A 22,428-nucleotide genomic window follows, 5' to 3' on the forward strand; every position below is an offset into this window, starting at 1 on the left:
GTCCGGAGCCGATCAACCGGGAGAGCGGCGGTGAGTGACACGAACAATGGGGTAACCGACAGCGCGGTGTACAAGACCCTGCTGGAGTCGACCAAGGCGATCCCGTGGAAGATCGACTGGAAGACCATGACCTTCGCCTATATCGGCCCGCAGATCGAAAGCCTGCTGGGCTGGACGCCGCAGAGCTGGGTCAGCGCCAACGACTGGGCCGAGCGAATGCACCCGGAAGACCGCGACACGGTGGTCAACTTCTGCGTCTCGCAGTCGCAGTGCGGCATCGACCACGAGGCCGACTACCGCGCCCTGACCAAGGACGGCGGCTACGTGTGGATCCGCGACGTGGTGCATGTGGTGCGCAACGCCGAAGGCGAGGTGGATTCGCTGATCGGCTTCATGTTCGACATCAGCGAGCGCAAGCAGACCGAGGAGCAGCTGCTGAAGCTGCAGAAGCAGCTGGAGGAGTTCTCCTACAAGGACGGCCTGACCGGCATCAACAACCGCCGCATGTTCGACTCGATGCTGCAGATCGAATGGGCCAACGCCCAGCGCACGCGCAAGCCGCTGTCGCTGATCCTGCTGGATATCGACTACTTCAAGCAGTTCAACGACCACTACGGCCACATCAAGGGCGATGACTGCCTGCGCCGCGTGGGCCAGGCCCTGCAGGGCGCGGCCGTGCGCCCGCGCGATTGCGTGGCGCGTTTCGGCGGCGAGGAGTTCGTCCTGGTGCTGCCGGAAACCGACGAGGCATCGGCGAAACAGGTGGCCGAGCGTTGCCGCAAGCTGGTGCGCAAGCTGCGCATTCCTCACCCGCAGTCCAATGTGGCGCCGCTGCTGACCATCAGCCTGGGCGTCGGCACCCTGGTGCCCGAGCAGGGCGATGCGCCGCTGGCCTTTATCGAGGCGGTGGACCGGCTGCTCTACCAGGCCAAGCAGCAGGGCCGCGACCGCCTGCAGTATGGCCACTGCGGTGGCGGCGAAGTGGACGCCTGCCAGGCCTGAACGGCTCGCGAGTCAGAACCGGGGCGCCCGTAGCGCGGATGCAATCCGGGAAATCAGGCTGCTAGCGTGCCGGCCCGCCCTGCGCCACCTGGGCGCGCAGGGCGCGGGCGACTTCGATCTGCAGCTTGTAGGCGGGCGCCTCGATGGCCTCGTGGTCGCGGGTGTAGCGGCGGGCGAATTCGCGCACGCCCCACTGCTGGTACTGCTGCACATGCAACAGCTCGTGGGCCCACAGCGCGACATTGTCCTGCGCGTCTGCGGCGTTACGGAAGACGATGATGTCGATCAGCGTCACCGCCTGCACATCGGGGTTCTTCAGCATGGTATTGGCCGCGCCCAGGGTTTCGCCGTCGCCCACCTTGTAGCGCGCCGCGTCGAGTACGCCGATGTCGTAGTAGGGCTCCAGCTGGGCGCGGATATGCAGGGGAATGGGCAGGGTGCCGCTGGCTGCCGCCGTCTCGCGCGACTGCAGCAGCCATTGCTCCAGGCCCGAGGCGGCCATCTGGCTGAGGTCCTGGTACAGCACCTCGATGTCCGCCTGGCTGATCGGTGCGCAGAAGCACACCACCGTACAGACTTGTTGTTGCCCGCTCGGGCAGGCCAGCACCGAGGCGGCCAGGCCAAGCCCGCCAAGCAGGGCGGTCAGGCGCAAGGTGCGACGTGAAAACACAGCAGGCAAGGCAGTCTCCCGAAGCAGTAACAAGGGTAGGCGCTATCTGGGGCAACGCCGTGCCGGGATTGGACAGTGGCCGCCGCCTTTGGTGCCAAGCGCAGGGTTTAGGCCCTTACCCAGCGCTGCCGCGTCCAGCCGCTCAGCGCATCGACGCCGAACACCAGCATCAGCATGGCCAGGATCACCGTGCTGGCCTGGGCTTCCTGGAACAGGCTGAGGCTGACATAGAGCATCTGCCCGAGTCCCCCCGCACCGACGAAGCCGAGCACGCTGGCCATGCGGATGTTGTTTTCCCAGCGGTACAGGCAGTAGGCCAGCAGCTGCGGCCACAGGTTGGGCAATGTGCCGTAGCAGAAGGCCGCGACCTGGCTGCCGCCCTGTAGGCGAATCGCTGCGGCCGGCGCGGTCGGGGTGTTTTCCAGGGCCTCGGCAAACAGCCGGCCGAGCACGCCGGCGGTGTGCAGGGCCAGGGCCAGGGTGCCGGCATTCGGCCCGAGCCCTGCGGCCAGCACCATCAGCGCCGCCCAGACCAGTTCGGGGATCGCCCGCAGGGCATTGAGCAGCAGCCGTGCGGCGCTCTGCAGCGGCCAGCCGAAGCGCCCGGCCGCCGGCAGCGCCAGCAGCAGGCCGAACACGGCGGCGAGCAAGGTGCCGAGGGCCGACATGGCCAGGGTCTCCAGGGCGCCACGGGCGATGGCGGCCAGGTGCCCGGCGCTCAGGTCGGGCTGCAGGAAACGCTGCACGTAGCCGGCCATCCGGCCCAGGCTGTCGCCACTGGTCAGCGCGCCCAGGTCGATGCCCAGATAGGCGAACGAGGCAAATACGGCGGCGCCGATGCCGAGCAGCAGCACCAGGTTGAGCAGCCGGTTCATGCCAGCCTCCCGCGCAGCAGGCGGCTGAGCAGGTCGGCCAGCAGCACCAGCAGGAGGAAGGTCAGCAGCATGCTGGCCACCTCTGAGCCTGCGAACATGCGCATCGACAGGTCGATCTGCTGGCCCAGGCCGCCAGCGCCGACGAAGCCCATCACCACCGAGGCGCGGATCGCGCATTCCCAGCGGTACACCGTGTAGGAGGTCAGCTCCGCCGCGGCATTCGGCAGGATGCCGTAGACGAACGCCGCCAGCCGGCCGCTGCCGGCCTGGAGCAGGGCGTGGGCCGGGCGCTGGTCGACCGACTCGAAGATTTCTGCATAGACCTTGCCGAGCATGCCGCTGTAGGTGATGGCGATGGCCAGCACCCCGGCCGTGGGGCCGAGGCCGACGGCGCGAACGAACAGCAGGGCCCAGACGATTTCCGGCACGCTGCGCAGGAAGATCAGCAGGCCGCGCACCGGCCAGCGCAGCCATTGCGCCAGGGCGCTCGGCCGACCGACGCGGGAAGCGGCGGACAGCGACAGCGCGCGGCTGGCCAGCAGGCTGGCCGGGATCGCCAGCAGCAGGGCCAGGGCCATGCCGGTGGTAGCGATGGCCAGGGTTTGCAGGGTGGCGTCGAGCAGTAACTGCAAAAAGTCCGGGGCATGCGCCGGCGGCCAGAAGGCGGCGACGAAGCGGCCCATCTCGCTCTGGCTGTCGGCCTGCAGCAGCACGCCGAGATCCAGTTCGCTGAGCCGGATGCCCGGCCACAGCAGGGCCAGCGCCAGCAGGGTGAGCAGCAGGCGGGGCAGGGCGGCCGGGTCGCGGGTGTTGCGGGTCAGCATCGGGGGATCTGCAGGCTCAGGGTCACGCTGGGCGTGGGCGGCGAGAGCAGCTGTTCGTTGGCATACAGGGCGTCGAGCAGCTCGCGGCTGACTTCGCCGGCCGGGCGGTCGAACAGGATCTGCCCGTCGCGCAGGCCGATGACCCGCGGGAAGTGCGCCAGGGCCAGCTCCACCGCATGCAGGCTGGCGACCAGGGTCGTGCCATTGGTTTCGGCATGCCGGCACAGCACGTTCAGCGTGTGCTCGGCCAGCACCGGGTCCATGGCCGACACCGGCTCGTCGGCCAGCAGCACCTCGGGCGCCTGGTATAGCGCGCGGGCGATGCCGACCCGCTGTAGCTGGCCGCCGGAGAGCTGCTGGCACTGGGCGAACAGCTTGTCGGCGAGGTCCAGCCGGGCCAGCTCGCGGCGGGCGCCGGGGATGTCCACGGGGTGCAGCAGATTGAGCAGGCTTTTGCCCAGGCCCCATTGGCCGAGCTTGCCGGCCAGCACGGCGGTGACCACCCGCTGGCGCGCCGGCAGTGGCGGCGCCTGGTGGATCAGGCCGATGCGTGCACGCAGGCGTTGGCGCTGACGGCTGGAGAGCTGCCAGGGCTGCTCGCCGAGCAGCTGAATCTCACCGCTGCTGGGTTGCAGGGCGCTGGCCAGCAGGTTGAGCAGGCTCGACTTGCCGGCGCCGGACGGGCCGATGATGGCGACCCGCTCACCAGCGGCGATATGCAGGTCCACGCCGCGCAGGGCGTGGACTCCGTTGCCGTGGCTGAGGCGGGCGCCGGACAGGCGCAGGGTCATTTCAGCAGGTCGGCGGCGCGGGCGGCGTCCTCGATGCCTTTGTAGTTCTCGGGCTTGGTTTCGATGAAGCGGCTGGCGGCCTGCAGGTCGAGGATCGCCTTGTGCTCCGGCTTGGCCGGGTCGAGGGCGAGGAAGGCGGCTTTGATCTTCGCGGCCAGGGCCGGCACGAGGGTGCCGCGCACGGTCCAGTTGTAGTCGTAGTAGGTCGGAGTGGTGGCGAAGACCTTGACCTTGCTGGTGTCGACCTTGCCGGCGGCGACCAGCTTGTCCCACACGCTGGCGTTGAGCACACCGCCGTCGACCTTGCCGGCCTGGACCCAGGCGGCGGTGGCGTCATGGGCGCCGGAGTAGCCGACTCGGCTGAAGAAGGTTTCCGGCTTGATGCCGTCCTGCAGCATGAAATAGCGCGGCATCAGACTGCCGGAGGTGGACGATACCGAACCGAAGGCGAAGGTCTTGCCCTTGAGGTCGGCCAGGCTCTTCACGTCTGGGTTGGCGCTGATGAACTTGCTGGTGAACTGGGCGTCCTGCTCGCGCTGCACCAGCGGGATGGCGTTGCCGGTCTTCAGGCGCACCTGGACGAAGGTGAAACCGCCGAGCCAGGCCAGGTCCAGACGGTCGGTGGCCAGGGCCTCGACCACGGCCGGGTAGTCGGCGACCGGGACGAACTCGACCTTCATGCCCAGCTGTTGTTCCAGGTAAGCGCCCAGCGGCTTGAACTTGCGCAGCAGTTCGGTGGGGGCTTCGTCGGGAATGGCGGAGACGCGCAGCACGTCGGCGGCCTGGGTCAGGCTGGCGGACAGGGACAGGGCAAAGCCGGCGGCGAGCGCCAGGGTACGCTTGAGCATGGAAAGTTCTCCGGTTCAATAGCGGAAAAAATTCAAAACGCCAGGCCATGCGGGGTCTGACGCTTCGCGGAAGGGGTAAAGAGCGCGGCGATTATACGGGGGGCGTGGGCAAAGGCCAGCTTTGCTAGAATCGCCGCCCTGTTTTCCGTTATTGCCGAGAAAGTGCGATGAGCGAGCCGATCCGCCTGACCCAGTACAGCCACGGTGCCGGTTGTGGCTGCAAGATTTCCCCCAAGGTGCTGGAAGTGATCCTCGCCGGCAGCGGCGCGCAGAACCTCGACCCCAAGCTGTGGGTCGGCAACGCCTCGCGCGACGATGCGGCGGTCTACGCCCTGGACGACGAGCGCGGGGTGGTCTCGACCACCGATTTCTTCATGCCGATCGTCGACGACCCCTATGACTTCGGCCGCATCGCCGCGACCAACGCGATCAGCGACATCTACGCCATGGGCGGCGACCCGCTGATGGCCATCGCCATCCTCGGCTGGCCGGTCAACGTCCTGCCGCCGGAAGTGGCCCGCGAAGTGATCCGTGGCGGCCGCGCGGTGTGCGATGCCGCCGGCATCCCGCTGGCCGGCGGCCACTCGATCGACGCGCCGGAGCCGATTTTCGGCCTGGCGGTGACCGGCGTGGTCGAGAAGCAGCACATGAAGCGCAACGACACCGCCACGGCCGGCTGCCGGCTGTACCTCTCCAAGCCGCTGGGCATCGGCATCCTCACCACCGCCGAGAAGAAGGCCAAGCTGCGCGCCGAGGACGTTGGCCTGGCGCGTGACTGGATGTGCACCCTGAACAAGCCCGGTTCGCGCTTCGGCAAGCTGGCCGGGGTCACGGCGATGACCGACGTCACCGGTTTCGGTCTGCTCGGCCACCTGGTGGAGATGGCCGATGGTGCGGGTCTCACCGCCCAGCTGGACTACGCCGCCGTGCCGCGCCTGCCGGGAGTCGACTATTACCTGGCCGAGGGCTGCGTGCCGGGCGGCACCTTGCGCAACTTCGACAGCTACGGCGAGAAGATCGCGCCCATCAGCGACGCGCAGCGCGACCTGCTGTGTGATCCGCAGACCAGCGGCGGCCTGCTGATCGCCGTCACCCCGGAAGGCGAGGCCGAGTTCCTCGCGGTGGCCGCCGAGCTGGGCCTGAAGCTTTCGCCGATCGGCCGTCTGGCTCCGCGACAGACCCACGCGGTCGAGGTGCTGTGATGCGCGACAACAGCAGCGACTACCGCGCCATCTTCCTCAACGACATCCCGCTGATGGACATGCGCGCCCCTGTGGAGTTCGCCAAGGGCGCCTTCCCCGGCGTGGTCAATCTGCCGCTGATGACCGACAACGAGCGGCAGCGGGTCGGCACCTGCTACAAGCAGAAAGGCCAGGACGCGGCCATTGCCCTCGGCCACCAGCTGGTCTGCGGCCAGGTCAAGGCCGAGCGGGTCGAAGCCTGGGCGGCCTTCGCCAAGGCTCACCCCGAAGGTTACCTGTACTGTTTCCGCGGCGGCCTGCGTTCGCAGATCGTCCAGCAGTGGCTGGCCGAGGCCGGCATCGACTACCCGCGGGTGATCGGCGGCTACAAGGCGATGCGCACCTTCCTGCTGGAAACCACCCAGCAGGCGGTGGCCGAGTGCGACTTCGTCATAGTCGGCGGCATGACAGGCACCGGCAAGACCGAGGTGATTGCGCAACTGGGCAACAGCCTGGACCTGGAGGGCCACGCCAACCACCGCGGCTCCAGCTTCGGCAAGCGCGCCACGCTGCAGCCGGGGCAGATCGATTTCGAGAACCGCCTGGCCATCGACCTCCTCAAGCAGCGCGCCGCCGGCACCGAGCAGTTCGTGCTGGAGGACGAAAGCCGCCTGGTCGGCAGCTGCTCGCTGCCGCTGGAACTGCACCAGGGCATGCAGGGCTATCCGCTGGTATGGCTGGAAGACAGCTTCGCAGGCCGCGTCGAGCGCATCCTGCGCGACTACGTGATCGACCTGTGCGCCGAGTTCATCGCCGTGCATGGTGACGAGCACGGCTACCGCCTGTTTGCCGAACGCCTGCTGCAGAGCCTGAGCAATATCCAGAAGCGCCTGGGCGGCGAGCGCTACCAGCGCCTGTTGGCGATCATGCAGGCGGCGCTGGCCGAACAGCAGGGCAGCGGTAGCGTGGATTTGCATCGCGGCTGGATTGAAGGCCTACTGCGCGAATACTACGACCCCATGTACGCCTTCCAGCGCGACAGCAAGGCGGGGCGTATCGAGTTTGCCGGTGAGCAGGCGGCCGTTGTGGCCTACCTGCGTGACCGCGCCCTACGGAGAAAGTCATGACCACGCCACACAGCCTGCTGGACCACGCCGATGCCCAGGATTGCACGGTCTACCGTCCGGACGACCGCGATCCGGATGCCGACGAGCTGGAGCTGGGCGATGCACGCATCCTCCTGACCGGCCCGTTCGTGGCGCCGGCCGACTGGGACGCCCTGGCCCGCGAGGACTACTTCGATGGCCATGAGGAAGAGCTGTTCGTGACCGCGCGCATCGAGAGCGAGGCGGTGAAGGGCACCCAGGGCTATTTCGTCGCCGAGCCGGGAGACTACGTGGCCGTGGTGGCCGATGGCGAGGTGCAGATGTACTACGTCTATGACGTGGACGATGGCAGCTACGTGCTGATCCGCGACGACGAAACGCTGGAGTGAGCCCGTAGGGTGCGCCGTGCGCACCATTGGCTCTGCACGGGGCCTTGGTGCGCATGGCGCACCCTACGGTTCGCGCTGCCGTTAGCCGCACACCTTGGCAATCGCCGCCGCCAGGTATTCCAGGCGCAGTTCCGCCATCCCCGCCACGCTGGCGCGGCCGCTGCTGACCATGTACACGCTGAACTCCTCGCGCAGGCGCTGCACCTGCGCCGCGCTCAGGCCGGTGTAGGAGAACATGCCGCGCTGCACGGCGATGTGCGCGAAGCGTTCGCCCAGGCCATGGGGTTGCAGCGCCGCGACCAGGCCGCTGCGCAGGCTGGCGATGCGCAGGCGCATGGCTTCCACTTCCTCGACCCACAGGGCATGCAGCTCGGCGTCGCCGAGAATGGTCGCGACCACGGCGGCGCCATGGGCCGGCGGGGTGGACCACAGATTGCGGGCGATGGCGGCCAGCTGGCTGCGTACATCGGCCAGTTGGCTGCTGCTGGCCGCGCGCACGATCAGCGCGCCGGTACGTTCGCGGTACAGGCCGAAGTTCTTCGAGCAGGAGCTGGTGATCAGCAGTTCCGGCAGCTCGCTGGCGAACAGGCGCACGGCCCAGGCGTCTTCGGCCAGACCGGCGCCAAAACCCTGGTAGGCGAAGTCGATCAGTGGCAGCAGTTCGCGGGCCTTGACCACTTCCAGCACGCGCTTCCAGTCATCCTGGCTCAGGTCGAAGCCGGTCGGGTTGTGGCAGCAGGCATGCAGCAGCACCACGTCGCCCTGGGGCACATGGGCCAGGGCGGCGAGCATGGCTTCCACCTGCAACTGGTTGCCGGCGTCGACATAGGGGTAGTGGCCGACCTTGAGGCCGCAGGTGGCGAACAGGGTTTCGTGGATCGGCCAGGTCGGGTCGCTCAGCCAGATGCCGCGACCGGGCAGGTTGCGGGCGATAAACTCGCCGGCCAGGCGCAGGGCGCCGGTGCCGCCGGGCGCCTGGGTGGCGCCGGCCAGCTCATCCTGCAGCAGCGCGCTGCCTGCGCCGAGCACCAGGCGCAGCAGCTGCTCGCCGAACTCCGGCGCGCCGTGGCCGCCGATATAGGTCTTGGTCGTCTGCGTATCGACCAGCCGCTGCTCGGCCAGCTTCACCGCGCGCGGGATCGGCGTCAGGCCCTGGGCGTCCTTGTACACGCCCACGCCGAGGTCGAGCTTGGCCGGGTTGGGGTCGGCGCGGAAGGCATCCAGCAGGCCGAGGATGGGGTCGCTCGGAACCCGGACGATGCGGGCGAAGTGGCTCACTTGCGGCCCTCGGCGGTGCTGGCGACTAGGTCGGTGCGCGCGGCCATGATGAAGTCATTGCGGTGCAGGCCTTTCATCTCGTGGCTCCACCAGGTCACGGTGACCTTGCCCCATTCGGTGAGCAGGGCCGGGTGGTGGCCGACTTCCTCGGCGATGGCGCCCACCGCATTGGTGAAGGCCAGGGCATGGCGGAAGTTCTTGAACAGGAAGGCGCGCTCCAGCTCCATGTGGCCGTCGCGCACTTCGATGTTCCAGTCCGGGATCTCGCGGATCAGTTCGGCCAGTTCCTCATCGGACACATGGGGCGCGTCGGCGCGGCAGGCTTCGCATTGGGCTTGGGCAAGGCTCATCAGGGTTCTCCGGGGTTTGTGTGTGGTCAAAGCGTAGGTTGGGTTGAGCCGCGAAGCGACGAAGCCCAACGCGGCGCTGAAGATGTTGGGTTTCGCAGGCTCAACCCAACCTACAGTCCTGTATCGGTCAGGCCGCCTTCGGCGGAAATTTCGGCGTATGCAGGCCCAGGGCCAGGGCCTGCTGGACCAGGCCCATGATGTCCTCATGGGCCAGTTCGAACAGGCGCTTGAGCTCCGGCAAGACGAAGTACAGCGGCTGCAGGATGTCGATGCGGTACGGCGTGCGCATGCATTCCAGCGGGTCGAAGGCCTGGTGTTCGGGCGCGTCGGACAGGCTGTAGAGGGTCTCCTTGGGTGAGGAGAGGATGCCGCCGCCGTAGATGCGCCGGCCCTGCGGGGTGTCGACCAGGCCGAATTCGATGGTCATCCAGTACAGCCGCGCCAGGTACACGCGCTGCTCCTTGGTCGCGGCCAGGCCGAGCTTGCCGTAGGTGTGGGTGAACTCGGCGAACCAGGGGTTGGTCAGCAGCGGGCAGTGGCCGAAGATCTCGTGGAAGATGTCCGGCTCCTGCAGGTAATCCAGTTCCTCGGGTGTGCGGATAAAGGTAGCCACCGGAAACTGCTTGCTGGCCAGCAGCTCGAAGAAGGTCTGGAACGGAATCAGCGCCGGCACCCGCGCCACGCGCCAGCCGGTGGTGGCGGCAAGCACCTGGTTGATCTCGCCGAGCTGGGGAATGCGCTCATGGGGCAGGCCGAGCTGTTCGATGCCATCCAGGTATTCTTGGCAGGCGCGGCCCTCGATCACCTTGAGCTGGCGGGTGATCAGGGTATTCCACACCGCGTGCTCGCTGTCCGGGTAGTGGATAAAACCGCTCGCGTCGGGTTCGCGGGCCAGGTACTGCGTGGTCTTCATCGTCGCCTCCAGCGGGGGATCTTGTTGTTGTGTTGGACAATGGATAACCCGCTGGCAGGCCGCGGGACAGCTGGCGAACAGGCGTATTCGGTGGTTGGCTTTGGCTTATTCGTAAAGAAATGGTTACGGGGTTGGCGAAGTAGCGTGTCATCGCCTTGCTGGTTTGCTTATCTGTCACATATTCTTGACGGATAAAATGTCGCAGCCTTCGCTAAGCGTGCCGCTGCGCCCATAACAAGCCCGAGCCGAGCCTTGCCATGCGTATCAAAGTCCACTGCCAGAACCGCGTCGGTATCCTGCGCGACATCCTCAACCTGCTGGTCGACTACGGCATCAACGTCGCCCGTGGCGAAGTCGGCGGCGAGCAGGGCAATGCCATCTACCTGCACTGCCCGAACCTGATCAACCTGCAGTTCCAGGCCCTGCGGCCGAAGTTCGAGGCGATACCTGGGGTGTTCGGGGTCAAACGCGTCGGCCTGATGCCCAGCGAGCGCCGTCACCTGGAGCTGAATGCCTTGCTCGGCGCCCTGGATTTCCCGGTGCTGTCGATCGACATGGGCGGCAGCATAGTCGCCGCCAACCGCGCTGCCGCGCAGTTGCTCGGGGTGCGCGTGGACGAGGTGCCGGGCATTCCGTTGTCGCGCTACGCCGAGGATTTCGACCTGCCCGAGCTGGTGCGCGCCAACAAGTCGCGGATCAACGGCCTGCGGGTCAAGGTCAAGGGCGACATCTTCCTTGCCGACATCGCCCCGCTGCAGTCCGAGCATGACGAGAGCGAGGCGCTGGCCGGTGCGGTGCTCACCCTGCACCGCGCCGACCGGGTCGGCGAGCGCATCTACCATGTGCGCAAGCAGGAACTGCGCGGCTTCGACAGCATCTTCCAGAGTTCCAAGGTGATGGCCGCCGTGGTGCGCGAGGCGCGCCGGATGGCGCCGCTGGACGCGCCGCTGCTGATCGAGGGCGAGACCGGCACCGGCAAGGAGCTGCTGGCGCGCGCCTGCCACCTGGCCAGCCCGCGCGGGCAGTCGCCGTTCATGGCGCTCAATTGTGCCGGGTTGCCGGAATCCATGGCCGAGACCGAGCTGTTCGGCTACGGCCCCGGCGCCTTCGAGGGCGCGCGCCCGGAAGGCAAGCTCGGCCTGCTGGAACTCACCGCCGGTGGCACCCTGTTCCTCGATGGCGTCGGTGAGATGAGCCCGCGCCTGCAGGCCAAGCTGCTGCGCTTTCTGCAGGACGGCTGCTTTCGCCGGGTCGGCAGCGACGAGGAGGTGTACCTGGATGTGCGGGTGATCTGCGCCACCCAGGTCGACCTGTCCGATCTGTGCGCCAAGGGCGAGTTCCGCCAGGACCTCTATCACCGCCTCAACGTGCTCAGCCTGCATATCCCGCCGCTGCGCGAATGCCTGGATGGCCTGGCGCCGCTGGTCGAGCACTTTCTCGATTCGGCCAGCCGGCAGATCGGCTGCCCGCTGCCCAAGCTGGCGCCACAGGTGCTGGACAAGCTCAGCCACTACCACTGGCCGGGTAACGTGCGCCAGCTGGAGAATGTGCTGTTCCAGGCTGTGTCGCTGTGCGACGGCGGCACGGTCAAGGCCGAGCATATCCGCCTGCCGGACTACGGCGCGCCGCAGCCGCTGGGCGATTTCTCCCTGGAGGGCGGGCTGGACAGCATCCTCGGCCGCTTCGAGAAGGCGGTGCTGGAGCGCCTCTACCACGAGCATCCGAGCAGTCGCCTGCTGGGCAAGCGCCTGGGTGTGTCGCACACCACCATTGCCAACAAGCTGCGCCAGCATGGCCTGGGCAAGGAGTAAGCGCTGCATTGGTACCTGTAGGAGCGAGCTCTGCTCGCGAAAATTCGCCGCGTAAAGAGCTTCGCGAGCAGAGCTCGCTCCTACGGATGGGCGCGCCGGCTTTACGACCTTGGTGCAATAGGCGGGGGTAGGGGGAGGGGGTAAAAAGTCAGACGTCCGGTTCCTGCGAATCCCGGACGGCGTTTCTGACATTCCTCCCCCGGAATGCCTTGGCGGCGGCCCTCGGGTCGCCCTTTTTTTGCCTGAAAAAAAGCGTTGAGACCTTGGTCGTAGAGTGGTAAGACCATGGTCGAATGGCCCCACCCGCTGTCGGGGGATACAAAAGACACCATAGAACAACAACTACCCGCCGAGGTGTTAAGTCATGAGTGCTGCTTCCCTTTATCCCGTCCGCCCCGAGGTGGCCGCCACCACGCTGACCGACGAGGCGACCTACAAAGCCATGTACCAGCAGTCGGTGATCAACCCCGACGGTTTCTGGCGCGAGCAGGCCAAGCGCCTGGACTGGATCAAGCCCTTCACCAAGGTCAAGCAGACTTCCTTCGACGACCACCACGTCGATATCAAGTGGTTTGCCGACGGCACCCTCAACGTCTCGGCCAACTGCCTGGACCGTCACCTGGCCGAGCGCGGCGATCAGCTGGCGATCATCTGGGAAGGCGACGACCCATCCGAGCACGAGGAAATCACCTACCGCCAGCTGCACGAGCAGGTGTGCAAGTTCGCCAATGCCCTGCGCGGCCAGGACGTGCACCGCGGCGACGTGGTGACCATCTACATGCCGATGATTCCGCAAGCCGTGGTGGCCATGCTGGCCTGCGCCCGCATCGGCGCCATCCACTCGGTGGTGTTCGGCGGCTTCTCGCCGGAGGCCCTGGCCGGACGCATCATCGACTGCCAGTCGAAGGTGGTGATCACCGCCGACGAAGGCGTGCGTGGTGGCAAGAAGACCGCGCTCAAGGCCAACGTCGACGACGCCCTGACCAACCCGGAAACCAGCAGCGTGACCAAGGTCATCGTGTGCAAGCGCACCGGTTCGGACATCAAGTGGAACCAGCACCGCGACATCTGGTACGAAGACCTGATGAAGGTCGCCGGCAGCGTCTGCGCGCCGAAGGAAATGGGCGCGGAGGAAGCGCTGTTCATCCTCTACACCTCGGGCAGCACCGGCAAGCCCAAGGGTGTGCTGCACACCAGCGCCGGCTACCTGCTGTACGCCGCGCTGACCCACGAGCGCGTGTTCGACTACCGTCCGGGCGAAGTCTACTGGTGCACCGCCGACGTCGGCTGGGTCACCGGCCACAGCTACATCGTCTACGGTCCGCTGGCCAATGGCGCCACCACCCTGCTGTTCGAAGGCATCCCGAACTACCCGGACGTGACCCGCGTCGCCAAGATCATCGACAAGCACAAGGTCAACATCCTCTATACCGCGCCCACCGCCATCCGCGCCATGATGGCCCAGGGCAAGGCCGCCGTTGAGGGCGCCGATGGCTCCAGCCTGCGCCTGCTCGGTTCGGTCGGCGAGCCGATCAACCCGGAAGCCTGGCACTGGTACTACGAGAACGTCGGCCAGTCGCGCTGCCCGATCGTCGACACCTGGTGGCAGACCGAAACCGGCGCCACCATGATGACCCCGCTGCCGGGCGCCCATGCGCTCAAGCCGGGCTCGGCGGCGCGTCCCTTCTTCGGCGTGCAGCCGGCGCTGGTGGACAACTTGGGCAACATCATCGAAGGCCCCGCCGAAGGCAACCTGGTGATCATCGACTCCTGGCCGGGCCAGGCGCGTACCCTGTACGGCGACCATGACCGCTTCGTCGACACCTACTTCAACACCTTCAAGGGCATGTACTTCACCGGCGACGGCGCGCGCCGCGATGAAGACGGCTACTACTGGATCACCGGCCGGGTCGACGACGTGCTCAACGTTTCCGGGCACCGCATGGGCACCGCCGAAATCGAGAGTGCCATGGTCGCCCACCCGAAAGTCGCCGAGGCCGCCGTGGTCGGCGTGCCGCACGACATCAAGGGCCAGGGCATCTATGTCTACGTGACCCTGAACAGCGGCGAGGAGCCTTCCGAGCAGCTGCGTCAGGAACTGAAGAACTGGGTTCGCAAGGAGATCGGTCCGATCGCCTCGCCGGACGTCATCCAGTGGGCGCCAGGTCTGCCCAAGACCCGCTCGGGCAAGATCATGCGTCGCATCCTGCGCAAGATCGCCGTCGCCGAATACGATGCCCTCGGCGACATCTCCACGCTGGCCGATCCTGGTGTGGTGCAACATCTCGTCGATACCCACCGCACCATGCAGGCCGCCTGACCCGGCATCTGCGCAAGGCGAACAAACCCCGGCCACAAGCCGGGGTTTTTCTTTTTCGGGGCCCCGGGCTGCGGCTCGCGTCACGTGATTGCCCGCCAGGGGGATGAATATCGAACTTGTCGGGGCCGGGGCGGATGGGTAACACCCGGGGGTAACGCGTCGCACCGATTGGGGGAGGGTGGAAACACGGCGCCCCGTTCGGGGGCTTCGAGAAAACCCGGTTCTTCTCTGAGTGTGCCGTTCTAGAGCCATTTGCTGTTTGTTGGCGTATTTATTGCTGGTTATATCGGTTGATCTTCCTGTCCCTATGGTCATGTTTTGCCTGACCTGTCAAGATGCTGCGCGCGCCTCTCCGGTGGTTCTGTAATTTGTTGTCGCTTTGAGGAAATATCGGTCTTGTGCCGCTCGCTAGAATGCCGCCCACCTGGCCGAGCCTGTCGCTGTGCCTCTCGGCGCGGCAAACACGGCGACACTTCCTACAATTCACACACGGCCCTGGCGAACCTCATTCTGCCAAACGATGTCCCCATTCGAAGGAGTCACAACATGAAGAAGATCGTACTTCTCGGCGCCCTGGCGCTGTCCGCGTTCAGCGCGCTGGTGCAGGCAGAAGACAAGCCGCTGCGTATCGGCATCGAGGCCGCCTACCCACCCTTCGCCTACAAGACTCCGGAAGGCAACATCACCGGCTTCGACTACGACATCGGCCAGGCCCTGTGCGAGGAGATGAATGTCGAGTGCAAGTGGATCGAGCAGGAGTTCGACGGCCTGATCCCGGCGCTGAAGGTGCGCAAGTTCGACGCCGTGCTGTCGTCCATGTCGATCACCGAAGACCGCAAGAAGTCCGTGGACTTCACCGGCAAGTACTACGCCACCCCGGCCAAGCTGGCGATGAAGGCGGGTACCGAGCTGAAGGACCCGCAGGCCGACCTGAAGGGCAAGAAGATCGGCGTGCAGCGCTCCTCCGTGTATGACCGTTACGCCACCGACGTGTTCGCCGCGGCCGGTGCCGAGATCGTGCGCTACAGCTCGCAGAACGAAATCTTCCTCGACCTGGCTTCCGGTCGCCTGGATGCCACCCTGGCCGACTCGGTGAACATCGACGACGGCTTCCTCAAGACCGATGCCGGCAAGGGCTTCGCCTTCGTCGGGCCGGACTTCACCGACGTCAAGTACTTCGGCGAAGGCCAGGGTATCGCGGTGCGCAAGGGCGACAAGGCCCTGGCCGACAAGATCAGTGCGGCGATCCTGGCGATCCGCGCCAACGGCAAGTACAAGGCCGTGCAGGACAAGTACTTCCAGTTCGACGTCTACGGCAAGTAAGGCCGGCAAGACCTTCCCCCGCCACGGGGGAAGGTGGCCCGCGGGCCGCGTGCGGGCCGCCCGAAGTCGGCCCGCCGCGCTCCGTCCCTGAGGGAGAAGGGCGTTCTTCCTGTATTCCCCTGAGGATTGATTCATGCTCAATGGCTACGGCTCGACCATTCTCGATGGCGTCTGGCTCACCTTGCAGCTGGCTCTGCTGTCGATGGCGGTCGCTATTTCCCTGGGTCTTATCGGTGCGTCCTGTCGCCTGTCGCCGATCAAGTGGCTGGCATGGCTGGGCGACGCCTATGCCACGGTGGTCCGCGGCATCCCCGATCTGGTGCTGATCCTGCTGATCTTCTACGGCGGCCAGGATCTGGTGAACCGTATCGCCCAGTGGGTTGGTTATGACGGCTACATCGACATCAACCCGTTCATCGCCGGTGTCGGCACCCTGGGCTTCATCTATGGCGCCTACCTGTCCGAGACCTTTCGTGGCGCCTTCATGGCCATCCCCAAGGGTCAGGGCGAGGCCGGCATGGCCTATGGCATGAGCCCGCTGCGGGTGTTCCTGCGCATCCTGGTGCCGCAGATGATCCGCCTGGCGATTCCCGGCTTCACCAACAACTGGCTGGTGCTGGTCAAGGCTACCGCGCTGATCTCCCTGGTCGGCCTGCAGGACATGATGGCCCGCGCCAAGAGCGCCGGCGACGCGACCCGCGAACCGTTCACCTACATCCTGCTGGCGGCGGCCATGTATCTGGTCATCACCAGTGTTTCCCTGCTCGTCCTGCGCCACCTCGAACGCCGCTATTCGGTCGGCGTGAAAACAGCCGAGATCTGAGAGTCCTGCTATGGAATTTTTCGAAAGCGCACGGCAGTTCCTAGAGTCCGCTTTGCTAGTCCTTGAGCCTTACGTTGCACTGGTCTTGGGTTGGATCGAGAGGGTCTTCAATTACAAGGTGATTGCCGAGAGCCTGCCACTCTACTTCGATGGCGTGCTGGTCACCCTCAAGCTGTTGCTCATCGCCCTGGCGTTCGGCCTGGCCCTGGCCGTGCCGCTGGCGCTGATGCGGGTGTCCAAGCGTTCGGCAGTGAATCTGCCGGCCTGGCTGTACACCTACGCCATCCGCGGCACGCCGATGCTGGTGCAGCTGTACCTGCTGTACTACGGCCTGGCCCAGTTCGAGGGGGTGCGCGAGAGTTTTGCCTGGCCGTATCTGAGCAACGCGACCTTCTGCGCCTGCCTGGCGTTCGCCATCAACACCAGCGCCTATTCGGCGGAGATCCTCGCCGGCAGCCTCAAGGCCACGCCCCATGGCGAGATCGAGGCGGCCAAGGCCATGGGCATGTCGCGCTTCAAGCTGTACCGGCGGATTCTCCTGCCCTCGGCCCTGCGCCGCGCGCTGCCGCAGTACAGCAACGAAGTGATCATGATGCTGCATACCACCAGCTTGGCGTCCATCGTCACCCTGGTCGACATCACCGGTGCGGCCAAGACCGTCAACTCGCAGTACTTCATGCCGTTCGAGGCCTATGTCACCGCCGGCCTGTTCTACCTGTGCCTGACCTTCATCCTGGTACGCCTGTTCAAGCTGGCCGAGCACCGCTGGCTGGCCTACCTGGCTCCGCGTAAAGCCTGAGCCACCGATTCCACCGCATTCGCATACGAGAGCCGAGACCATGTACAAGCTTGAAGTCCAGGATCTGCACAAACGCTACGGCGACCACGAAGTGCTCAAGGGTGTGTCCCTGGCCGCCAAGGCCGGCGACGTGATCAGCATCATCGGCTCCAGCGGTTCGGGCAAGAGTACCTTCCTGCGTTGCATCAACATGCTCGAGCAGCCCTACGGCGGCAAGATCCTGCTCAACGGCGAGGAGCTGAAGCTGGTGCCGAGCAAGGGTGGCGCGCTCAAGGCCGCCGATCCCAAGCAGCTGCAGCGCATGCGCTCGCGCCTGGCCATGGTGTTCCAGCACTTCAACCTGTGGTCGCACATGAGTGCCCTGGAAAACGTCATCGAGGCGCCGGTGCATGTGCTCGGCGTGCCGAAGAAGGAAGCCCTGGAAAAGGCCGAGCATTACCTGGCCAAGGTCGGCGTGGCGCACCGCAAGGATGCCTATCCCGCGCATATGTCCGGTGGCGAGCAGCAGCGTGTGGCGATTGCCCGTGCCCTGGCCATGGAGCCGGAAGTGATGCTGTTCGATGAGCCGACCTCGGCGCTCGACCCGGAGCTGGTCGGCGAAGTGCTCAAGGTCATGCAGGACCTGGCCCAGGAGGGTCGCACCATGGTCGTGGTGACCCACGAGATGGGCTTTGCCCGCGAGGTGTCCAACCAGTTGGTGTTCCTGCACAAGGGCCTGGTGGAAGAGCGTGGCTGTCCGAAGGAAGTGCTGGCCAATCCGCAGTCGGATCGCCTCAAGCAATTCCTTTCCGGCAGCCTGAAGTAGGAACTAGACTGCCCATCATGACGCAAACTGCCCACTGCATCGGTTTCCTGATCTGGCCGCAAACCCGGCCCATGACCCTGGCTCTGGCCGAGGAAGCCCTGCGCGTGGCGCAGCGCGTGCACCCGGAGGTGGTGTACGAGGCGCGTTTCCTGCTCGCCGAGCCGCCTGCCGATGAGGCGGGTTGGCGCTTGCCGGGCGAGCCCTGGGCCGGGCACCTGGAAGGCTGTCAGAAGCTGTTCCTGCTCGCCGACGAGCCGCCGGCCAGCGTGGCGCCGGCGCTGGCCGCCGCGCTCAAGCAGCTGGTGCGCAGCGGTGCGCAGATCGGCGGCCTGTCGGCCGGGGTCTACCCGCTGGCCCAGCTCGGACTGCTCGATGGCTACCGCGTCGCCGTGCACTGGCGCTGGCAGGACGATTTCACCGAGCGCTTCCCCAAGGCGATCGCCACCAGCCATCTGTTCGACTGGGACCGCGACCGCCTCAGCGCCTGCGGCGGCCTGGCCGTGCTCGACCTGCTGCTGGCGGTGCTGGCCCGCGACCACGGCGCCGAGCTGGCCGGCGCGGTGAGCGAGGAGCTGGTGGTCGAGCGCATCCGCGAAGGCGGCGAGCGCCAGCGCATCCCGCTGCAGAACCGCATCGGCTCCAGCCATCCCAAGCTGACCCAGGCCGTGCTGCTGATGGAAGCCAATATCGAAGAGCCGCTGACCACCGACGAGATCGCCACCCATGTGTGCGTGTCGCGCCGCCAGCTGGAACGCATCTTCAAGCAGTACCTCAACCGCGTGCCGAGCCAGTACTACCTGGAGCTGCGCCTGAACAAGGCGCGCCAGCTGCTGATGCAGACCAGCAAGTCGATCATCCAGATCGGCCTGTCCTGCGGCTTCTCCTCCGGCCCGCACTTCTCCAGCGCCTACCGCAACTTCTTCGGCGCTACCCCGCGCGAAGACCGCAACCAGCGGCGCAGCACCAGCCCCTTCGAAATCGCCCCGAGCGTCGCCGAGCGCGGCTGAATTGCTTGAGGCTCGGTGTTTGGGCTGATTTCCGAGCTGGTGTAGGCTTTTGGTTTCGGCCACCCGGCCGAGTCACTTTCTCTTTGCTCGCGCGAAAGAGAAAGTAACCAAAGAGAAAGCGCGCCCGATCATCCGGCCCCGCCTGCGGCGGGGTTCCCTCGTTCCGGCGCCGCTCCGGGGGCCGTCACGAAGGGACGTCCCTGTCCCTTCGCTCCTCGCTCGGCGTCCTGCCTCGCGTCCCCCTGCGCGACCCCTCCACTCGGCCTTCTGGGCGGGACCCGTTCGAGTCGCCTGAAAGGCCCATTAATGAGAGTAGGGCTGTCAGGCGACACCCGAATCCCCTTCAGGAGGGTGAGCGGAATCGTTGTGGAAGGGGTTGAGCGGCATGGATGCCGCGAGAGACGCGATGGGCCAGGGATGGCCCTTCGCGGCGTACCCCTGGAGCGACGATGGATTGAGCGAACCCGGAGCGAAGCGCAGGGCCGGATGTAGGGGTGGCCTTCTCTTTGGTTACTTTCTCTTGGCCAGACAAGAGAAAGTGACTCGGCCGGGTGGCCGAAACCAGAACTCTCTGCCAACTCGGCAAGCGGCCGCTCATCAACCCAAAACCGCTGCATGCCCCGGCTTTCAGGCTCTCGTTGGTGATTGGGTTGAGATTTTGCCGGGCTTCAGCGAATTGCCCGATCCAGCCGCGCAGCGTTTAAACTGCGCAATTCCGCTGCTTTCTGTCGCATTGCCGAAAGCCCCGGAAAACCACGGGTTGCCGCTGTAAGAAGTTGTCGCATGGCGGCAATGCGCCCTAGTTATGAGCCCCTACAATCCTTCCATCACCTGCCATTCAGTGCCGGTGCTGCTTATTCAGGAGAGCCCCGATGTCCGTTCAGCACGATCCGGTGCAACGCGCCGATTTCGACCAGTTCATGGTCCCCAACTATGCTCCCGCCGCTTTCGTTCCGGTGCGTGGTCAGGGGTCGCGAGTCTGGGATCAGACCGGCCGAGAGCTGATCGACTTCGCCGGCGGCATCGCCGTCAACGTGCTGGGTCACTGCCATCCGGCACTGGTCGGCGCGCTGACCGAGCAGGCCAACACCCTGTGGCACATCTCCAACGTGTTCACCAACGAGCCGGCCCTGCGCCTGGCGCACAAGCTGGTCGATGCCACCTTCGCCGACCGCGTGTTTTTCTGCAACTCCGGCGCCGAAGCCAACGAGGCCGCCTTCAAGCTGGCCCGTCGCGTCGCCTTCGACAAGTTCGGCGCGGACAAATGCGAGATCATCGCCGCCACCAACAGCTTCCACGGCCGCACCCTGTTCACCGTCAGCGTCGGTGGCCAGCCCAAGTACTCCGATGGCTTCGGGCCGAAGATCCAGGGCATCACCCATGTCCCGTACAACGATCTGGACGCGCTGAAGGCGGCGATTTCCGACAAGACCTGCGCCGTGGTGCTGGAGCCGATCCAGGGCGAAGGCGGTGTGCTGCCGGCCGAGCAGGCCTACCTGGAAGGCGCGCGCAAGCTGTGCGACGAACACAACGCGCTGCTGGTGTTCGACGAAGTGCAGACCGGCATGGGCCGCAGCGGCGAGCTGTTCGCCTACATGCACTACGGCGTGACCCCGGACATCCTCTCCAGCGCCAAGAGCCTGGGCGGTGGCTTCCCGATCGGCGCCATGCTCACCACCAACGAGCTGGCCAAGCACCTGGCGGTCGGCACCCACGGCACCACCTACGGCGGCAACCCGCTGGCCTGCGCGGTGGGCGAGGCGGTGATCGACGTGGTCAACACCAAGGCGGTGCTGGACGGGGTCAAGGCCAAGCACCGGCAGTTCACCTCGCGCCTGCAGGCGATCGGCGAGCAGTACGGGATTTTCAGCGAAGTGCGCGGCCTCGGCCTGCTGCTCGGCTGCGTGCTGACCGAAGCCTGGAAGGGCAAGGCCAAGGCCGTGCTGGATGCCGCCGCCGCCGAAGGCGTGCTGGTGCTGCAGGCCAGCCCGGATGTGGTGCGTTTCGCCCCGAGCCTGGTGGTGGACGATGCCGACATCAACGAGGGCCTGGATCGCTTCGAGCGCGCCGTGGCCAAGCTGGTCCAGGGCTGATGCCCGCCGGGCGGCGCGGGAAGCGCCGCCCGAGTCACCTCAGGATGAGCGATTCCCTGCGTGATCGGGCCAGGCCCGGTCTTTCTCCAGCGACAGTCGTCGAGGTTTCTGGAGTTTTTATTCGAAAGACGTTTTTGTCGAAAGGAGAAGGCCATGCTGGTGATGCGCCCCGCGCAACTGTCCGACCTTGCCGAAGTGCAACGTCTGGCTGCGGATAGCCCGGTCGGTGTGACCTCATTGCCGGACGATGCCGGTCGCCTGAGCGACAAGATCGCCGCCTCGGAGGCCTCGTTCGCCGCCGAAGTCAGTTTCAATGGCGAGGAGAGCTACTTCTTCGTCCTCGAGGACAGCGCCAGCGGCCGCCTGGTCGGCTGCTCCGGCATCGTCGCCTCGGCCGGCTACTCCGAGCCGTTCTACAGCTTCCGCAACGAGACTTTCGTGCACGCCTCGCGCGAGCTGAAGATCCACAACAAGATCCACGTGCTCTCGCTGTGCCACGACCTGACCGGCAACAGTCTGCTGACCAGTTTCTACGTGCAGCCGGAGCTGGTCGATACGGCCAGCGCCGAGCTCAACTCGCGGGCCCGCCTGCTGTTCGTCGCCAGCCACCCGGAGCGTTTCGCCGATGCGGTGGTGGTGGAGATCGTCGGCTACAGCGACGAGCACGGCGACTCGCCGTTCTGGGACGCGGTGGGGCGCAACTTCTTCGACCTCAACTACAGCGAGGCCGAGCGCCTGTGCGGCCTGAAGAGCCGCACCTTCCTCGCCGAGCTGATGCCGCATTACCCGATCTACGTGCCGCTGCTGCCGGATGAGGCGCAGGAGGCCATGGGCCAGGTGCATCCGCGCGCCCAGGTGAGCTTCGACATCCTCATGCGCGAAGGCTTCGAGACCGACCACTACATCGACATCTTCGACGGCGGGCCGACCCTGCATGCACGCACCTCGGGCATCCGCTCGATCGCCCAGAGCCGCGTGGTGCCGGTGCGCATCGGCGATCCGGGCAAGGTGGGCCGCCCGTACCTGGTCAGCAACGGCCAGCTGCAGGATTTCCGCGCCATCGTCGCCGACCTCGACTGGGCGCCCGGCAAGCCGGTGACCCTGTCCGCCGAGGCGGCCGAGGTCCTGGGTGTCGGTGAAGGCGCCAGCGTCAGGCTGGTCGCGGTTTAAGACCATCAGCGGCCAGCTGTCTGGCCTGGCTGTATTTCAACTCGTAGCGG

At 66.1% G+C, this 22,428-nt stretch carries 21 protein-coding genes; 13 read left to right on the plus strand and 8 right to left on the minus strand.

Annotated features, from left to right (window positions below; genetic code table 11):
• Positions 1 to 30: 30 nt before the first annotated feature.
• A complete protein-coding gene (locus F3I16_RS08195) occupies positions 31 to 1,002 on the plus strand; it encodes a sensor domain-containing diguanylate cyclase (protein ID WP_160493224.1) in 972 nt (323 codons plus the stop codon).
• 61 nt (positions 1,003 to 1,063) lie between these two features.
• Here the strand turns inward: F3I16_RS08195 and F3I16_RS08200 are convergent, their stop codons facing one another.
• The 5 genes from F3I16_RS08200 to F3I16_RS08220 all read right to left on the minus strand — a co-directional run bounded on the left by F3I16_RS08200 (position 1,064) and on the right by F3I16_RS08220 (position 5,010).
• Entirely contained in the window at positions 1,064 to 1,681 is a 618-nt protein-coding gene (locus tag F3I16_RS08200; protein WP_160493225.1) for a DUF4157 domain-containing protein, read from the minus strand.
• A 98-nt stretch (positions 1,682 to 1,779) separates the two neighbouring features.
• Positions 1,780 to 2,547 (minus strand): phosphonate ABC transporter, permease protein PhnE, encoded by a 768-nt coding sequence (gene phnE, locus F3I16_RS08205; RefSeq protein WP_160493226.1) that lies wholly within the window; start codon positions 2,545 to 2,547, stop codon positions 1,780 to 1,782.
• Complete coding sequence (locus F3I16_RS08210; protein ID WP_160493227.1) at positions 2,544 to 3,371, minus strand: ABC transporter permease; 828 nt, start codon at positions 3,369 to 3,371, stop codon at positions 2,544 to 2,546. Before F3I16_RS08210 ends, phnE begins: the two co-directional genes overlap by 4 nt.
• A complete protein-coding gene (locus tag F3I16_RS08215; protein ID WP_160493228.1) occupies positions 3,365 to 4,162 on the minus strand; it encodes a phosphonate ABC transporter ATP-binding protein in 798 nt (265 codons plus the stop codon). Before F3I16_RS08215 ends, F3I16_RS08210 begins: the two co-directional genes overlap by 7 nt.
• Positions 4,159 to 5,010, minus strand: a complete 852-nt coding sequence (locus tag F3I16_RS08220; protein ID WP_160493229.1) for a putative selenate ABC transporter substrate-binding protein — start codon at positions 5,008 to 5,010, stop codon at positions 4,159 to 4,161. Before F3I16_RS08220 ends, F3I16_RS08215 begins: the two co-directional genes overlap by 4 nt.
• 167 nt (positions 5,011 to 5,177) lie before the next feature.
• Here F3I16_RS08220 and selD point away from each other — a divergent pair, with 167 nt between their 5' ends.
• From selD to F3I16_RS08235, 3 genes are read left to right on the plus strand one after another with little or no spacing between them, the layout of a single operon-like run.
• Positions 5,178 to 6,212 carry a selenide, water dikinase SelD gene (selD, locus tag F3I16_RS08225; RefSeq protein ID WP_160493230.1) on the plus strand — a complete coding sequence of 345 codons (1,035 nt, stop codon included), beginning with the start codon at positions 5,178 to 5,180 and terminating at the stop codon, positions 6,210 to 6,212.
• On the plus strand, positions 6,212 to 7,318 hold the full coding sequence (gene mnmH, locus F3I16_RS08230) for a tRNA 2-selenouridine(34) synthase MnmH (RefSeq protein ID WP_160493231.1): 1,107 nt from the start codon (positions 6,212 to 6,214) through the stop codon (positions 7,316 to 7,318). Before selD ends, mnmH begins: the two co-directional genes overlap by 1 nt.
• On the plus strand, positions 7,315 to 7,686 hold the full coding sequence (locus tag F3I16_RS08235) for a hypothetical protein (RefSeq protein ID WP_160493232.1): 372 nt from the start codon (positions 7,315 to 7,317) through the stop codon (positions 7,684 to 7,686). Before mnmH ends, F3I16_RS08235 begins: the two co-directional genes overlap by 4 nt.
• A gap of 81 nt (positions 7,687 to 7,767) precedes the next feature.
• Here F3I16_RS08235 and F3I16_RS08240 read toward each other — a convergent pair whose 3' ends face one another.
• The 3 genes from F3I16_RS08240 to phhA all read right to left on the minus strand — a co-directional run bounded on the left by F3I16_RS08240 (position 7,768) and on the right by phhA (position 10,227).
• Positions 7,768 to 8,964: an amino acid aminotransferase gene (locus F3I16_RS08240; protein WP_160493233.1), complete on the minus strand. Its 1,197-nt coding sequence runs from the start codon at positions 8,962 to 8,964 to the stop codon at positions 7,768 to 7,770.
• On the minus strand, positions 8,961 to 9,317 hold the full coding sequence (locus F3I16_RS08245) for a 4a-hydroxytetrahydrobiopterin dehydratase (protein WP_160493408.1): 357 nt from the start codon (positions 9,315 to 9,317) through the stop codon (positions 8,961 to 8,963). The genes F3I16_RS08240 and F3I16_RS08245 overlap by 4 nt, the downstream gene beginning before the upstream one ends.
• A 124-nt stretch (positions 9,318 to 9,441) precedes the next feature.
• Positions 9,442 to 10,227 (minus strand): phenylalanine 4-monooxygenase, encoded by a 786-nt coding sequence (gene phhA / locus F3I16_RS08250; RefSeq protein WP_160493234.1) that lies wholly within the window; start codon positions 10,225 to 10,227, stop codon positions 9,442 to 9,444.
• Between the two features lie 257 nt (positions 10,228 to 10,484).
• Between phhA and F3I16_RS08255 the strand changes: the two genes are divergently transcribed.
• From F3I16_RS08255 to aruF, 9 genes are all read left to right on the plus strand, one after another.
• Positions 10,485 to 12,038, plus strand: coding sequence for a sigma-54-dependent transcriptional regulator (locus F3I16_RS08255; RefSeq protein WP_160493235.1), 1,554 nt, complete (start codon positions 10,485 to 10,487; stop codon positions 12,036 to 12,038).
• A gap of 364 nt (positions 12,039 to 12,402) precedes the next feature.
• Entirely contained in the window at positions 12,403 to 14,358 is a 1,956-nt protein-coding gene (gene acs, locus F3I16_RS08260) for an acetate--CoA ligase (protein WP_160079157.1), read from the plus strand.
• Between the two features lie 546 nt (positions 14,359 to 14,904).
• Positions 14,905 to 15,681, plus strand: a complete 777-nt coding sequence (locus F3I16_RS08265) for an ABC transporter substrate-binding protein (protein ID WP_160493236.1) — start codon at positions 14,905 to 14,907, stop codon at positions 15,679 to 15,681.
• A gap of 133 nt (positions 15,682 to 15,814) precedes the next feature.
• Positions 15,815 to 16,504: an ABC transporter permease gene (locus tag F3I16_RS08270; protein WP_160493237.1), complete on the plus strand. Its 690-nt coding sequence runs from the start codon at positions 15,815 to 15,817 to the stop codon at positions 16,502 to 16,504.
• A gap of 118 nt (positions 16,505 to 16,622) precedes the next feature.
• Positions 16,623 to 17,303: an ABC transporter permease gene (locus F3I16_RS08275; RefSeq protein ID WP_372239610.1), complete on the plus strand. Its 681-nt coding sequence runs from the start codon at positions 16,623 to 16,625 to the stop codon at positions 17,301 to 17,303.
• A gap of 40 nt (positions 17,304 to 17,343) precedes the next feature.
• Positions 17,344 to 18,108 carry an arginine/ornithine transport ATP-binding protein AotP gene (gene aotP / locus F3I16_RS08280; protein ID WP_160079460.1) on the plus strand — a complete coding sequence of 255 codons (765 nt, stop codon included), beginning with the start codon at positions 17,344 to 17,346 and terminating at the stop codon, positions 18,106 to 18,108.
• Between the two features lie 17 nt (positions 18,109 to 18,125).
• Entirely contained in the window at positions 18,126 to 19,115 is a 990-nt protein-coding gene (argR, locus tag F3I16_RS08285) for a transcriptional regulator ArgR (RefSeq protein WP_160493239.1), read from the plus strand.
• Between the two features lie 872 nt (positions 19,116 to 19,987).
• Positions 19,988 to 21,208: an aspartate aminotransferase family protein gene (locus F3I16_RS08295; RefSeq protein WP_160493240.1), complete on the plus strand. Its 1,221-nt coding sequence runs from the start codon at positions 19,988 to 19,990 to the stop codon at positions 21,206 to 21,208.
• Positions 21,209 to 21,361: 153 nt separating this feature from the next.
• Positions 21,362 to 22,378, plus strand: coding sequence for an arginine/ornithine succinyltransferase subunit alpha (gene aruF, locus F3I16_RS08300; protein WP_160493241.1), 1,017 nt, complete (start codon positions 21,362 to 21,364; stop codon positions 22,376 to 22,378).
• The last annotated feature ends 50 nt before the right edge of the window (positions 22,379 to 22,428 follow it).

Source organism: Pseudomonas sp. L-22-4S-12 (assembly GCF_009799935.1).
GTDB lineage: Bacteria > Pseudomonadota > Gammaproteobacteria > Pseudomonadales > Pseudomonadaceae > Aquipseudomonas.